This is a genomic window from Actinocorallia libanotica (assembly GCF_039525175.1).
GTDB classification, from domain to species: domain Bacteria; phylum Actinomycetota; class Actinomycetes; order Streptosporangiales; family Streptosporangiaceae; genus Actinocorallia; species Actinocorallia libanotica.
This window is the reverse complement of the sequence record NZ_BAAAHH010000029.1, coordinates 47,487-62,224: the sequence shown is the minus strand read 5'-3', so window position 1 is coordinate 62,224 and position 14,738 is coordinate 47,487. Positions and strand designations below refer to the sequence as shown.

Below are 14,738 nucleotides of genomic sequence, written 5' to 3'. Positions count from 1 at the left end.
ATGATGATCTTCAAGTCGATCGTGGGGAGATGCTCATGTCCTTTTGGGAAGACGAGGGTTCCGCACCACACGAGCTGAACGTCCAAGTCGCCCATTCCGCCCGGATGTACGACTACTACCTGGGCGGTAAGGACAACTTCGCCGCCGACCGCGAAGCGGCCGAGAAGGTCCTCGCGAACTTCCCCGCGATGCGCACGACCGCCCGCGAGAACCGCGCCTTCCTGCGCCGCGCGGTCACCCACCTGGCGGCCGAAGCCGGAATCCGCCAGTTCCTCGACATCGGCACGGGCATTCCCTCGGTGGACAACACCCACGAGGTGGCACAGAGGGTCGCACCCGACTCCCGCGTCGTCTACGTCGACAACGACCCGATCGTCCTCACACACGCCCGCGCCCTCCTCGTCGGCGCCCCCGAGGGCTCCACCGACTACCTCGAAGCCGACCTGCGCGAACCCGACCGCATCCTCGAACAGGCCTGGACGACCCTCGACCCGTCCCGCCCGGTCGCCCTCATGCTCATCTCGATCCTGCAGTTCCTCCCCGACGACGAGAACCCCCGGGAACTCGTCCGCCGCCTGACCTCCTCCCTCCCCGAAGGCAGCCACCTGGTCGTCTCCCACGCCACCGCCGACTTCCTCCCCGACACCACCGGCACCCGAGGCACCCGCATCTACGACGCCGCCGGCATCCCCCTCCAACTACGCGCCCACGACGAGATCCTCGAATTCTTCACCGGCCACGACCTCATCGCCCCCGGCCTCGTCCCCGTCTCCGAATGGCGCGCGGAAACCGAACCCGGCCCCCGCCCTCCCCTCTCCCACGCCGCCCTCTACGGCGCCGTCGCCCGCCTCTGACACCGGCCCGCCCCGGGCCCCGAAGAGCCGGATACGACCCCACCCGCCACTATTCTTGACTCAGTTCACAAACACTGCTTCTCTGTATCGGGTCGCCATCAAACACTCTCGGGGCAGGTGAGTCACCCATGGCGGAAATGAGAGCTTCTGCCATGGACCTCGCGTCCCTTCCCCTATCCTTGCCTGGTCAGCATTCGGTCTCGGAGCCGTCCGCGAGGCAGGTGGGTGTGGAACCGCTGCACGAGAACGATCCCCGGCGAGCCGGAGAGATCGTGCTGCACGGCCGGCTGGGCGTCGGCGGCATGGGCCGTGTCTTCTTCGGTGTGACACCCGACCACGAGGCGGTGGCCGTCAAGGTCATCCGCGAGGACGTCTTCGGCCGCAAAGAGGTGCTGCTGCGCTTCCAGCGGGAGATCGACGCGCTGCGCAGCGTCCAGTCCCCGGCCGTGGCCGGGCTCCTCGACGCCGATCCCGCTCCTTCCTTCCCCTGGCTGGCGATCGAGTACGTCCGCGGCCCGTCCCTGCTCGAACTCGTCGAGAACGAGAAGGCGCGGCTGGACCCGGTCCAGACGGCCGCTCTCGGCGTGGTCCTCGCCGAGGCACTGGGTGCCATCCACGAGGCGGGCCTGCTGCACCGCGACCTCAAGCCCGGCAACATCCTGCTCGGCGCCACCGGCCCCAAGGTCATCGATCTCGGCCTGGTCACCTACGCCGACACCCCGGGCGAGCTGACGATGACCGGGGCGATGATGGGCACCCCGGTCTACATGGCGCCGGAGCAGGCCGCCGACACGAAGTCCGTCACGGCGGCCGCCGACGTGTACGCCCTCGGCGCGACCCTGCTGTTCGTGCTCACCGGCCACTACCCCTACAACGCGCCGAACCTGCCGATCCTGCGCGGCCGCATCATGAACCCGGATCTGCCGCCGAACCTGGACGGCGTCCCGCCGGTGTTCACACCGCTGCTGACCGCGTTGCTCGCCCAGGATCCGGCGGCCCGTCCCACGGTCGCCCAGGCCAGGGCGAGCCTGGTCGAGCTGGCCACCGCCGACGGCCTGCCGCTCCCGATCGTGCTGCGCCGCCTGGCCCTGGCTACCTACCGCGAGCGTCCCGGCGACCCGCCGGAGGTCGTCCCGCCGCCCCGGCCGAGACGCGAGCGCGTGCCGAGACCGGCCGCGCACCCCGCGGTGGCCGCGCTCGCCGCGAACCTGCGCGACGCCTACGCCGCCGACGCCGCCTTCTGACCCTTTCCTACGACCCCGCGCCGCCCCCGAGGAGAACCGTGACCGAGACGCCGACGCCCTATCCGCCCGGCGCCCGGATCGTCGCCAGGGACGCCGAGTGGATCGTCTCCCAGTGCGCCCCGGTGCGGGGCGGCTACAAGGTCACCGCGGTGGGCGCGTCGGAGTTCGTCCGGGACGAGACGTCGGTCTTCTTCACCGGTATCGAGCCTGTCGAACTGCTCCGCCCCGAGGAGACCGAGCTGGAGCTCGACCCCTCTCCCGGGTTCGCCACCAGCCGCCTTTACCTGGAGGCGGTGCTGCGCCGCACCCCGCTCCCCCAGACCGAGAAGGGCCTGGCCCTGCCCGGCCGCTTCCTGCTGGACTCCCTGCCCTACCAGCTGCGCCCCGCCGAACTGGCCCTCAAGGGCCTGCGCCCGCGCATCCTGCTGGCCGACGTGGTGGGCCTGGGCAAGACCCTGGAGATCGGCCTGATCCTGGCCGAGCTGATCCGCCGGGGCCGGGGCGAACGCATCCTGGTCGTCACGCCCCAGCAGGTGCTGGAGCAGTTCCAGCACGAGCTGTGGACGCGTTTCTCGATCCCGCTGATCCGGCTGGACTCCATCGGCCTGGAACGCATCCAGCAGGACATCCCCGCGGGCCGCAACCCGTTCCTGTACTACAAGCGCATCATCATCTCGGTCGACACCCTGAAGAACGAGGGCCGTTACGGCCAGCACCTGGACGAGATGGACTGGGACGCGGTCGTCATCGACGAGTCGCACAACCTGATCGGCGAGTCCAGCCTGCGCAACCGCCTCGCCAAGCGCCTGGCCCGCAAGGCGGACGCGCTGCTGCTGGCCAGCGCCACCCCGCACAACGGCAAGGCCGAGTCGTTCGCCGAGCTGATCCGGATGCTCGACCCCGCCGCGATCGTCGACAAGACGCGGTATTCGGCGAAGGAGATCGAGCACCTCTACATCCGCCGCACCAAGGTCAGTCCCGAGGTCCGCGACCAGATGGGCACGAGGTGGCCCGACCGCGGCCCGTCCGTCCCCGTGCCCTGCAAGGCATCCCCCGCCGAGGAGCGGATCTTCGAGGAGCTGACCGAGGTGTGGCTCGCGGGCGAGCAGCGCGAGGGAGGCCCCGTCGTGGACGGCAGGAACCGCCTGTTCCCGTACACGCTGCTGAAGTCGTTCCTCTCCTCGCACAAGGCCCTGGCCGCGACGGTCGGCAACCGTCTGAAGAACGCCACCGAGCCCCGTGAGGTCGAGGCCCTGGAGTCACTCAAGGCACTGGCCGCGAAGGTGTCCGATGAGGATTCGGCGAAACTCGACGCCCTCGTCGCCCAGCTGAAGCAGATCGGCGTCGCCGCCCGCAGCCAGACCCGCGTCGTGGTCTTCTCCGAGAGCGTCCCGACGCTGAAGTGGCTGAAGGAGGTCGTCCCGGCCCGTCTCGGCCTGCCCGACAACGCGGTGGCGATCATGCACGGCGGGTTCTCCGACACCGAGCAGCAGCGCATCGTCGAGGAGTTCTCCCTCGCCGACAGCAAGGTCCGCCTGCTGTTCACCGGCGACGTCGCCTCCGAGGGCGTCAACCTGCACCGCGAGTGTCACGACCTCATTCATTACGACGTCCCGTGGAGCCTCATCCGCATCGAGCAGCGCAACGGCCGTATCGACCGGTACGGGCAGAAGCACGCCCCGCAGTTCAAGGCGCTCATCCTCACGTCGGACGTGGAGGGCGCCAAGGACGACCGGACGGTGGCGTTGAAGCTGCTGGAGAAGGAGGAGACCGCGCACCGCGCGTTCGGCACGGCCGAGGCGGTCACCGGCGAGTACACTCCCGTGCAGGAGGAGCGACGCCTCATCCAGGACCTTCTGGACGGCAAGTCGGTGGACGAGTCCCTCGAGGACGCCGAGCCCGGCTTCCTCGCCGATCTCTTCGGCAGCGTGGGCGCGGACCCGGAGCGGCCCGAGCCGCTGCTCGCCGACGTGCCCGCGCTGTTCCCCGACACCCGCGCGTTCGCCGGCGAGGCCGTGCGGTCGCTCGGCCTGCTCCCGGATCTGGAGGACGACGGCGCGATGCTGTCGTTCGCTCCGCCCAAGGACCTCGTCCACCGCCTGTCGGTGCTGCCGAAGGCGTATCTGCGCACCCACAAGTTGGAAGAGCGGATGCGCGTCACATTCGACGGCGAGCTGGCCAAGGACAAGCTCGCCGAGGCCCGCCGCACCAAGACGATGTGGCCGGACATCGCCTACCTGTCGGATCTGCACCCGATGGTGGAGTGGCTGACGGACAAGGTCCTGGTCCGGCTCGGCCGCCAGAAGGCCCCGGTGATCGTCGCCGAGGGCGTGTCCGAGCCGGTGTTCCTGATCCAGGGCGTCTACTCCAACAGGCTGGGCCGTCCCACGGTCGTGGAGTGGATGGCCGTCAGCGGCGACCCGCCGGCCGTCCTGGACGCCTCGATGCTGGAGGTGCTGCGGGAGAACAAGGTCGGCCCCGGCATGCTCAACAAGGGCCTGGCACTGGATCTGGAGCCGTTGCAGCGGCGGCTCGTCCCGGCCGTCACCGCGGCCCGCGCCCACCTGGAGGGCCGCCGGGCGCGCTACGACGCCGAGATCAGCGGGCTGCTGGAGCCGTTCCGCTCGGGTGTGGCCCAGTGGGAGCAGCTCAGCCTGGACGGTGCCCGCACCCAGAACCAGACGCAGGAAGCGAAGAAGACCGCCGACGAGCAGCGGCGTCTGATCGACCAGATGGAGACCACCGGCGAGCCGCTGCTGCGGGTCCTCGCCGTCCTCGTGGGGGAGAACGCATGAGCTTCGACTCGATCGTCAACCGCGGCGACTACTTCTCCGCCCACTATCTCGCCGAGGTCCTGCCGAAGGACCTGAAGAAGAAGGACGGCGGCCTGCTGCCCCGCTGGGCCGAGGAGGAGAAGAACGACCGTCTCACCCCGCGCCGCGGCCTGTCCCGGCTCGGCAAGCGCTACTTCGACGCCCGCGCGTCCTTCGCCGAGTTCGACGCCCGGCTGCGCGATGAGGAAGCCCCGCGCCCGACGCCGGACGAACTGTCGACCTGGCGCAAGGAGCTGTCGGAGCTGCACGGCGACGTGCTGCGCGCGCTGGCGTTCGACGCCGCCCCGCGCGAGCTGACGGTGTGCCGCGCCGACAACGAGCACGTCGTGCAGGTCGCCTACGCCGACGATCACCTGGTGGCGATCGAGTGCGGTTGGACGCCGGAGGTCGACGCCGCGATCGGCGCGGAACTGCTCTACCCCGTCCAGCTCGACGCCCGCGAGCGCATCACGTCCGGGGTGAAGCTCGCCACCTGGCTGTTCACGTCCGATGCGCCGCCGCGCTACGTGCTGCTGCTGGCGGGCGGTGTGGTGGTGCTCGCCGACCGCGCCGCGTGGGGCGAGGGACGGTATCTGGGCGTCAGCCTGGACACCGCGCTGGGCCGCAACAACGCCGCCGAGATCGAGCTCATCGCCGCCCTGTTCGGCGCGGACTCGCTGCTACCGCCCGCCGAGGGCGGCTCGGAGCTGCTGTCGTCGCTGCTGAACGGCTCCCGCCAGCACGCCGTGGGTGTGTCGACGGAGCTGCGCGAGGGTCTGCGGCACTCGGTGGAACTGATCGCCAACGAGGTCCTCACCCGGATCCGCGAGCAGGACGCCGACCCTGCCCAGATCATGGAACCGGCGGCTCTCGCGCGGCAGCTCACCCGCGAGTCGCTGCGCTACCTGTACCGGGTGCTGTTCCTGCTGTACGCCGAGGCCCGTCCCGAACTGGGCATCCTGCCCGTCAAGGACGACGACTACATGCAGGGCTACAGCATGGCCCGCCTCGGCGACCTGGTCGTGCGCGATCTGCACGGCGAGGAGTCCCGGCACGGATTCCACCTGTACGAGTCGCTCGACCTGCTGTTCCGCATGGTCAACAAGGGGTATCCGGCACCTGGCACGGAGTCCGGCGGCGGCGAGGGACTGCGGTTCGAGGCGCTGCGCTCGGACCTGTTCGAGCCGGAGGCCATCACCCTCATCGGCGAGATCCTCCTGGACGAGGACGACCCGGACGCCCTCAGGGTCGATACTCGGCTGCGCAACGAGACGCTGTACAAGGTGCTGCGGCTGCTGATGCTCACCAAGGGGCGGCGTCGGGAGCGCGGCGGGTTCATCTCGTACGCGCAGCTCGGCATCAACCAGCTGGGGGCGGTGTACGAGGGGCTGATGTCGTACACGGGGTTCATCGCCACCGAGGAGCTGTACGAGGTCGCCAAGGGCGGGGATCCGAAGGACGGCTCGTGGATGATCCCGGCCTCGAAGGTGGATGAGTACCCGGAGGAGGTCTTCGTCCGGGAGGTCGCTCCTGATGGGCACAAGACGGAGAAGTACGCGAGCTACCCGAAGGGGTCGTTCGTGTACCGGCTCGCCGGCCGCGACCGGGAGACGAGCGCTTCGTACTACACGCCCGAGTCGCTGACGAAGGTGACGGTCGAGCTGACGCTGCGGCACCGGCTCGACCAGGACGGGACGACCACTACGGCGCGCGAGATCCTGGACTGGAAGATCTGTGAGCCTGCGCTGGGGTCTGGGGCGTTTCTTAATGAGGCGATCAACCAGGTGGCGGCCGAGTATCTGAAGCGGCGTCAGAAGGAACTCGGGCGGGAGATCGAGCCGGAGAAGTACGAGGCCGAGCTTCAGAAGGCCAAGGCGTACATCGCTCTGCACAACTCGTATGGGGTCGACCTCAACGAGACCGCGATCGAGCTGGCTGAGGTCTCGCTGTGGCTGAACGTTATGCACCCGGGGCTCCAGGCGCCCTGGTTCGGTCTGCACCTGCGGCGGGGCAACTCGCTGATCGGGGCCACTCGGGGGGTGTATGAGGCGGGGCAGCTCACGAAGGGCACCTGGCTGAAGGAGACACCCGAGAACGTTCCGCTCTCCGGTGACGGGCTTCCTTCGGGGAAGGTCTTCCAGTTCCTGCTGCCTGCCGCCGGCTGGGGCGCGGTCGCCTCCGCCAAGGAGGCGAAGGAGCTGGCTCCCGAGCAGGCCAAAGCCTTGGCTGCTTGGCGGAAGAAGATTACTTCCAAGGTCAGCGACAAGAAGTCCGGCGGCCGGAAGCGCTCTCAGCTTCAAAGGCTCCAAGCCCTCTCGGAGAACGCCGAGTACCTGTGGGGTCTGGTCGTCCAGCGGCTCACGCTGTCGGAGAAGGAAATCAGCCGCGAGATCGACGTCTGGGGTGCCGACTGGCTGGAACACCCTGAGGAAGCCATCTCCAAGGAGAAGGTCTACGGAGACCTTGTCGCCACCGGTACCCCCTACTGGCGGCTGAAGACGGTGATGGACGCTTGGAGCGCCCTCTGGTTCTGGCCCGTCGACAGCGTCTCCTTGCTGGATGGCACCGACGAACGCTACGCCCAGGCCACCCCGGTCATCGCCGTCACTGAGCAGCCGTCCCTCCCCGCACCTTCCCCGGCCGAGGAAAGCATCGGTTTCGGGCAGGTCTACATCACCGAGTCCCTGATTCCGGGTGTCAGCGAGCAGGGTGATCTCGCCGAATGGGCCACCGAGGCCAAGACCCAGGTCCCCAAGCCCCGCAACCAGGCTCCGTCAAAACCCAAGAACCAGGAACCGTCCCGCTCCATGACTCCCGTGGCTTCCCTGGACGACTGGCTTGACTTCGCCGAAGCTCTTCTCGGCAAGCTCCCTGTCCAGGGCGACACCCTCGTCAAACAGTTCGACACCCTTGCCGAACTCGAAACCCACGAGGACGTCCTCCCTGAGTTCATGGGCATGGTCCCCGATCACCGCCTCCCCGGCCTCTTCCCCTGGCTCAACCACGCCGAAGAAGTCACTAAGCAGCACGGCTTCTTCCACTGGGAACTCCAATTCGCCCAGATCTTCACCCAGGCTGGTTTTGATCTTCAAGTCGGGAACCCCCCGTGGGTTCGACCCGATTTCGACGAACCCTCAGTTCTCGCCGAAATTGACCCTTGGTTCAAGTTGACAGAGAAGCCCGCAGCAGAAGATATAGCAAAGCGCAAAAATCAAGCACTCTCCAAGAGCATTGATAATGAGAGATTCTACCTACAGCAACTTATCGCAGCCAACGCAACAGCCGAACTTCTGGGATCGATTACAACATTCCCGCTCCTCAGCGGCACCAGGCCTGACCTTTATCGGGCTTTCATGTGTCGATCCTGGCTCAATCTTCACCAAAGAGGGGTCGCTGGCCTAATTCATCCAGACACCCATTTTAGCGGCGTCAAGGAGGGGAAGCTTCGATCCTCCACCTACAAGCACTTGCGGCTCCATGCACACTTCTCCAACCGGTATCAGCTTTTCGAAATTGAGGGAACACGACAATTCGGAGTAAACATTTATGGCACTCCCAACGGGATCGAATTCACTCACCTAAGCTGGCTTTTTCTGCCTTCCACCCTCATGGATTCACTAAACCATGACGGGTCAGGCGAGCTTCCAGGAATAAAGCACAAGGGGCGATGGGAGGTCCGCCCCCACAAAGAACGCCTGATCAATGTTGATGTACAACTTCTCGCCGAATGGCAAGGGTTGACCAACTCATCCGATCTCCCCGTCGAAGAAACGCCTCTACTTTATCCGATAACCAACAACGAAGCTGGCGCCATCGCAGCTCTCGCCAGATATAAACAGCCTATTTCTGATCTACTTCCAAAGATCAGCATTGGCTACGATGAGGGCCTTGCAAAAAAGAAAGGTCTAATCAGATGGGGAACCAAGGAGGTTTCAGACTTCCGTGACGTAGTTCTCCAAGGACCTCACCTCGGCGTCGGAACTCCGCTTAGCAAGCAGCCTAGGATCCCATGCAAGACCAATCGCGATTGGGATTCCTGGGACACATCAGCGATTCCTGTCGATACAGTTCCTCGAACAAACTATGTTCGCAACTCACCACTCGATGAGTATATTGGCGAGCAGGATACCTGGGGCAGCCGCAAGTACACTGAATATTATCGTCTCGCCTGGCGTGACATGATTCCATTCGATACAGAGCGAAGTCTCTTTGCTGCGTTGATCCCACCCGGCCCAGCACACGTCAACGCCGTTCGCAGCATGGCTCTGTCCGATAACCGGACCACCGTTCTACAGGCCGGCTTCTGGGCAAGCCTTCCACTGGACTACCTGTTGCGTGTCACCGGCCGGGGACACCTCAGCATTGCTGAAGCCAACTGGATGCCAGCAGCACATCCCGATCACCCACTAACGTCACCTCTCATCTTGAGAGCGATGCGCCTCAACTGCCTCACCAAGGACTATTCGGATATCTGGTCCGAACTATACGAAGGCTCTTGGAATTCCGAGGATTGGGCTGTTAAATCTCCACATTCCGCCCACCTTGGCCAAGTCGCAAATGAATGGAATCACAACACTCCACTGCGAACAGAACAGGACCGTCGAGCAGCACTCGTCGAATTGGATGCACTGGTCGCTCTATGGCTTGGCATGACCGCCGATCAACTCATCGCGATCTATCGATCTCGGTACCCAGTCCTGTCAGACTACGAGGCACAGATCCGGTTTGACAGGAACGGACGAAAGATCGCAGGAAATCACAACACTTACGGCCATGGGCAGACCAAAAAACACTTCGAGCGATTGATGGCTCATCTCGACCCGGAGGTCAACGGGCCGGTTCCCGAAGGATATGCCGCACCCTTCTACAAGACGGATCGAGAGAACGAATATCGGCAGGCTTATGCGACGTTCGCAGAGCGGATGCGGGCGGCAGGTTGGCCGGTTCCGGGGGATGAGTCGTGAAGCTGATGCGGGCAGCCGAGGCCAAGCATCGCTTGGACCTCCATTATCCTCATGGTGCGCCGTCTCACCCGTGAAGTGGTCTCGTCCACGGCACCGCTGCCTCTCATGATCGCGCCACGTGGCATAGTCCCGTGCATGATGCTCGCTCCTGTTGAAAAATCTTGGACTCGCCTCGAACGCTGGCTCGAAGCGAATGCACCGGGGAACTTCGCGCGGCTCAACCCGCCGGCTGAGCCGTCCGTGATCGCTGCGGCCGAGGAAGCGCTTGGACGCGAGTTTCCTGAGGACCTGAGGCGGATTCTGTTGCTGCGCAACGGCACCAACGAACGTGACCAGTCAGGGAAGTACCATCACGGAGCAGGCTTTCTTCCCGAGTTCACCGCACTACTTCCCGCAAAGCGCATCGCAGAGATCCACGCGATGAGGGTTGAGATCATGCAGGGGCTCATGGAGGACGAGGAACAGTCCGAGGAGTGGGCGCTCGGCAACTGGTGGCATCCGGGCTGGCTTCCGATCGCCGACGCCTCAACGGGTGACGGACTGTTCATCGATCAGCGCTGCGGCGCTGATCACGGGTCCGTAGGGCATTTCGTTCATGACGACTCGGCCCGGCTGAACATCTGGCCTTCACTCGCCGCGATGCTGCACGACGTAGCCGATGCCGTTGAAGGTGTCCGTGACGTGCCATCCCTTCAACCGAGGGTTTGGGAAGGGCAGTTCCTCGAATGGTGATGAGCAGCTGATCGTCTTCTCTGCCCATCGTCATCGCGTTCAGTACAGGTCGTGCCGTCCGGCCTTCACCGAGGACACGAACGCCCGCCACTCGCTCGGGCCGAACCCGAGAACATGCCCGTCCGGGTTCTTGGAGTCTCGTGCCAACACCACCGAACGGGTCGGGGCTACCTCGACGCAACTACCCTGCTGGGTGCTGCTGCTGGTCTTGCGCCACACACTGACCTCAAGACAGTTTCCCTGCTCAGTGCTGTAGCTGCTCTTGCGCCACCAGACGCGGAGGAAATTCATAACAAACCCACACTTCTGATCGTTCGCTAGGCCATCTCCTCGGCCACTCTCAGCAGGAGAGCACGCGACTCGTCCGGGCTGAGCGCTCGGGAGCGTAGGTGATCGAAGAGGTCGACGTACTCTTCGACGTCGAGAGGATCCTCCAAATAGATACTTCCTCGGCGATATTGAACGTACACGACATCTGGGTCGAACGGCTCGGGGAACCGGAGCACGGTACAAGGCCCGTCCATGGCGGGGTGCGCGCCGACGTCGTAGGGAAGTACGACGATGTTCATGTGATTCAAGCGAGACATCTTGACCAAGTGCCGCAGCTGTTCGCCCATGATCGAGGGACCTCCGACCTGCCGGCGAAGCACCGCCTCGTTGAGGACCGCCCATGTTCTCGGAGCGTCATCGGAGACCTGACGCTCCTGGCGCTTCATCCGTAGCGCGATTCGGCGATCAAGCTCCTCGACCGGGGGCACGCGAAGCCCCGAGAGGAGCAACGCCCGAGCGTAGTCCTCAGTTTGCAGGAGTCCGGGAACAGCCTCTGATTCATAGGTGAGGATCTCAGAAGCTTCTTCTTCCAGGCCGACGTAGACATGGAACCACTCAGGGATCGAGTCGGAGTAGCGATTCCACCAGCCTCGCTTGCGAGCCTCACGGCACAGCGTCAGCAGGAGTTCGCACCTCTCGCCGGTGACCCCGTATGCCTCCAGCATCCGGGCGACGATCGGCACGGTTCCCGCTGTCTGCGCGCTCTCGATGCGTGTGATCGTGACCGGTGAGCAGCCCACGAAGTCGGATACCTGTTCGCGCGTCTTGCCGGATTCGCGACGAAGCTGCCGCAGTTCCTTGGCCAACCTGCGTCGGCGAACCGTAGGGCTCGTCCGTTTTGCCACTGCATCCACCCCATTCAAAGCGTTTGCCATTCACCTGTAACCAAATTAAATGCACTAGTCCATCCGAACTTGTTTACAGAGCGCCATGCTGCGTGCACACTCTGACCATAGCGACAGTCACGCTGCGTGTACGTGTGATTGCGGGATCTCGCCGTGGATTCGGCGGCTTGACGAAGGGCGGTACGACGATGCAGGCCGAACGGCCACCGCACGCGTTGCGGTTCTCTCTCCTGTCCGACCTCTGCTACGCCCTCGGGGAGCGCGGCTGCGGCTCGACGCTGATGGTCCCCTCGCGGGGCGGTGAGACCGTCCTGTACGTCTCCTGCCCCACCCGGCCATACGAGCGGCTCGGGGTCGCGGCCGTCGAACACCAGGGCCGCTGGCTCTTCGCGTTCGGGCCGCACACCGCCGACACCCTCGACATCCCCGGAACCGCCACCCGCATCACCCGCCTGGTCGGCGCTTCCCCTGCCCCGCGACCGCTGGGCGCCCTCGACCTGCCCGCCCACCCCGCCTCCGTCCGCGAGGCCCGCCGCTGGCTGCTCTCCCTCCTGTCCCCCGCCCCGGCCGCCGTCCAGAGCATCGCCGACGACGCCGTCCTCCTGCTTTCCGAGGTCCTCACCAACGCCGTCCGCCACGGTTCGGGCCCCACCGTCACGGTCTCCGCCGCCCTCCACCCCGACGCCCTGCGCGTCGAGGTCGTCAACTTCCCCGGACGCACCCTCCCCCACCACGCCCCCGACCCCGGCGGCGAGTCCGGCCGCGGCCTCCCCCTCCTCGACCGGCTCTCCCTCGACTGGAGCTACCACCGCCTCACCGACGGCCGCCTCACCGTCTGGTTCACCCTCGCCCTCGAACCCTCCGGTCCCCGACCTCTCCCCTGACCGGCCCCGTCGGCCACCCGCACGGACGATCCGCTCCTGCCGCCTCCGCCTCGACGCACCCGCCGCCCGACGAGGGACCCGCCCAGGAGAAGACCGGCGCCTACCCGAAAGCACACCCCACATGAACACCAGCCTCCTGGCCGCCGGCCTGTCCGCCCTGCTCCTCGCCCCGGTCTTCGCCGGCTCGGCCCTCCTCACCTTCCACCCGTCTCAGGCACCCCTCACCTCCGCCGAACACGAACCCTGGTACCTCGAAGGCGACCTGGGCCGCGACCGGCCCGGCCAGGCACTCGTCCTCACCGTCAGCGACACCACCCAGAGCCGAGTCCTGGACGCCTACCGCCAGAGCACCCCAACCGACACCCCGTCCCACCTCGGCCTCACCCCCGTCCACTACGGCAAGGTCTTCGGCCGCGCCGCCGCCACCGACACCTACTACCTCCTCGCCCGCCTCACCACCCGCGACGGCACCCCGTTCGACGACCGACCCCGCCTCTGGCGCAGAACCGGCCCCACCCCCTGGCGCTACCTGGGCGCCGACCCGGATCCCGACCGCATCCCCCGCCCCCTCCGCGACGCCTGGACCATCCGCGAACCGCCTTGCTCTTCCCCTGTCGCTGAGCCGCTCCACACCCGAGGTCCGGGGGCCGCCCCCGGACCGTCCGGGCCGAACAGTCCGGGCACCACCTGAACCCGGCCCTCTCCAGCCTCCACCGGGGCCCGAAGGCATCCGGACGCCGCCCCGCGGAGCGGCCTGAAGACGACATGAACCGAGCACGACACGAGGGGAAGACACCTTTGAGCACCGACACACGAACAGCGCCGAGCACCTCCGTCACGCGATGGTGGACCGGCTCGCCGCCGACCACGCGGCGAAGGGCCTCACGCTGCGTCCCGAAATCGAAACAGCGATGCGGACCGTCCCCCGCGAGCTGTACACGCCGGGCCTCACCGCGGAGGAGGCGTACGAGAACACCGCGGTCGTCACCAAGCGGCGCGGTGAGGAGAGCATCAGCTCGGTGTCGGCGCCCTTCCTCATCGCGGAGATGCTCGGCCAGGCGGCGGACGCGCTCGGCGGTCTGGCGGGCCGCGACGTGCTGGAGATCGGCAGCGGAGGCTACAACGCCTCACTGCTGCGCGAACTCGTCGGCCCGTCGGGAACGGTCACGACCGTCGACATCGACCCCGAGGTCACCGAACGGGCGGCCACCCGCCTGGAAGCGGCGGGATACCACGACGTCACCGTGCTGTGCGCGGACGCCGAACACCCGGTCACGCCGGACCGGCGCTACCACCTCATCATCGTCACGGCGGGGGCGTGGGACGTCCCGCCCGCGTGGCGTGACCAGCTCACCGGCGACGGGGTGCTCGTCGTGCCGCTGCGCACCGCCGGGATGACCCGGTCATGGGCGCTGCGGCGCTCCGGCGACCGGCTGATCAGCTGCAGCCGCCGCCAGTGCGGGTTCGTCCCCATGCAGGGCGACGGAGCCCACGACGTGCGGTACGTCGACCTCGCCGACGGCGTCCACCTGCGGCTGGACGAAGGGCAGCGGATCGGCCCCGCCGCCGTCGAGGGTGTCCTGGCGCAGCCCCGGCAGAAGGCGTGGGTCGGAGTGAGCCTGCCGCCCCGCACCGCCCTGGCCGACCTGGACCTGTGGCTGGCGACCCGCCTCGGCGACGGCTTCGCGGTGCTGTCCGCGCAGCAGGAAGCCGTCGACTCCGGCATCGTCGCGCCGTCCTGGCGGTTCGGCGCCCCCGCCGTCCTCGACGGCGGCACGCTCTCCTACCGGTCGGCCCTGCGCTGGACCGGCAGGAGGTTCGACCTCGGCGCGTACGCCCACGGGCCCGAAGCCGCCGCGGCGGCCGGACGGATGGCCGAGCACATGCGCGCGTGGGCGGAGGCGGACTGCCCGCCCTCCGCCCTGCACGTCCTGCCCGCGCACACACCCGACGGCGACCTGCCGGACGGAGCGGTCCTGGACAAGCGGCACAGCCGCCTCGTCCTGACCTTCACCATCGAAGAGAAGGAGACCCGCTGATGGAGCACGAACTGAACCTCCACCCGGTCGACT

General features: G+C 66.6%; 9 protein-coding genes and 1 pseudogene. 8 read left to right on the top strand and 2 right to left on the bottom strand.

Annotation, left to right across the window (positions count from 1 at the left end):
* The first annotated feature begins 35 nt into the window (after positions 1–35).
* From ABD140_RS29005 to ABD140_RS28985, 5 genes are all read left to right on the top strand, one after another.
* A complete protein-coding gene (locus ABD140_RS29005; RefSeq protein ID WP_344244203.1) occupies positions 36–854 on the top strand; it encodes an SAM-dependent methyltransferase in 819 nt (272 codons plus the stop codon).
* Between the two features lie 227 nt (positions 855–1,081).
* The gene (locus ABD140_RS29000) at positions 1,082–2,098 is read left to right on the top strand and encodes a serine/threonine-protein kinase (RefSeq protein ID WP_344244202.1); all 1,017 of its coding nucleotides are present in this window, start codon (positions 1,082–1,084) and stop codon (positions 2,096–2,098) included.
* 38 nt (positions 2,099–2,136) lie between these two features.
* Positions 2,137–4,893, top strand: coding sequence for a DEAD/DEAH box helicase (locus ABD140_RS28995; RefSeq protein ID WP_344244201.1), 2,757 nt, complete (start codon positions 2,137–2,139; stop codon positions 4,891–4,893).
* Entirely contained in the window at positions 4,890–9,875 is a 4,986-nt protein-coding gene (locus ABD140_RS28990; RefSeq protein WP_344244200.1) for a class I SAM-dependent DNA methyltransferase, read from the top strand. The genes ABD140_RS28995 and ABD140_RS28990 overlap by 4 nt, the downstream gene beginning before the upstream one ends.
* 135 nt (positions 9,876–10,010) lie before the next feature.
* A complete protein-coding gene (locus ABD140_RS28985) occupies positions 10,011–10,607 on the top strand; it encodes an SMI1/KNR4 family protein (RefSeq protein ID WP_344244199.1) in 597 nt (198 codons plus the stop codon).
* A 39-nt stretch (positions 10,608–10,646) separates the two neighbouring features.
* Here ABD140_RS28985 and ABD140_RS28980 read toward each other — a convergent pair whose 3' ends face one another.
* Positions 10,647–10,898, bottom strand: a complete 252-nt coding sequence (locus ABD140_RS28980; RefSeq protein WP_344244198.1) for a DUF397 domain-containing protein — start codon at positions 10,896–10,898, stop codon at positions 10,647–10,649.
* Between the two features lie 26 nt (positions 10,899–10,924).
* Positions 10,925–11,743, bottom strand: a complete 819-nt coding sequence (locus ABD140_RS28975; protein ID WP_344244197.1) for a helix-turn-helix domain-containing protein — start codon at positions 11,741–11,743, stop codon at positions 10,925–10,927.
* A gap of 206 nt (positions 11,744–11,949) precedes the next feature.
* Between ABD140_RS28975 and ABD140_RS28970 the strand changes: the two genes are divergently transcribed.
* The 3 genes and pseudogenes from ABD140_RS28970 to fxlM form a co-directional block, all read left to right on the top strand.
* Entirely contained in the window at positions 11,950–12,666 is a 717-nt protein-coding gene (locus ABD140_RS28970) for an ATP-binding protein (protein WP_344244196.1), read from the top strand.
* 121 nt (positions 12,667–12,787) lie between these two features.
* The gene (locus ABD140_RS28965) at positions 12,788–13,357 is read left to right on the top strand and encodes a hypothetical protein (RefSeq protein WP_344244195.1); all 570 of its coding nucleotides are present in this window, start codon (positions 12,788–12,790) and stop codon (positions 13,355–13,357) included.
* A gap of 142 nt (positions 13,358–13,499) precedes the next feature.
* A pseudogene (gene fxlM / locus ABD140_RS28960) lies at positions 13,500–14,705 on the top strand (methyltransferase, FxLD system); the annotation flags it as partial.
* Between the last annotated feature and the right edge of the window lie 33 nt (positions 14,706–14,738).

What these genes read in the sequence shown, in the direction of transcription:
- ABD140_RS28990 (WP_344244200.1), top strand. Translation starts at nt 4,890, where the DNA reads ATGAGCTTCGACTCGATCGTCAACCGCGGCGACTACTTCTCCGCCCAC.
- ABD140_RS28965 (WP_344244195.1), top strand. Translation starts at nt 12,788, where the DNA reads ATGAACACCAGCCTCCTGGCCGCCGGCCTGTCCGCCCTGCTCCTCGCC.
- ABD140_RS29005 (WP_344244203.1), top strand. Translation starts at nt 36, where the DNA reads ATGTCCTTTTGGGAAGACGAGGGTTCCGCACCACACGAGCTGAACGTC.
- ABD140_RS28985 (WP_344244199.1), top strand. Translation starts at nt 10,011, where the DNA reads ATGATGCTCGCTCCTGTTGAAAAATCTTGGACTCGCCTCGAACGCTGG.
- ABD140_RS28980 (WP_344244198.1), bottom strand. Translation starts at nt 10,898, where the DNA reads ATGAATTTCCTCCGCGTCTGGTGGCGCAAGAGCAGCTACAGCACTGAG.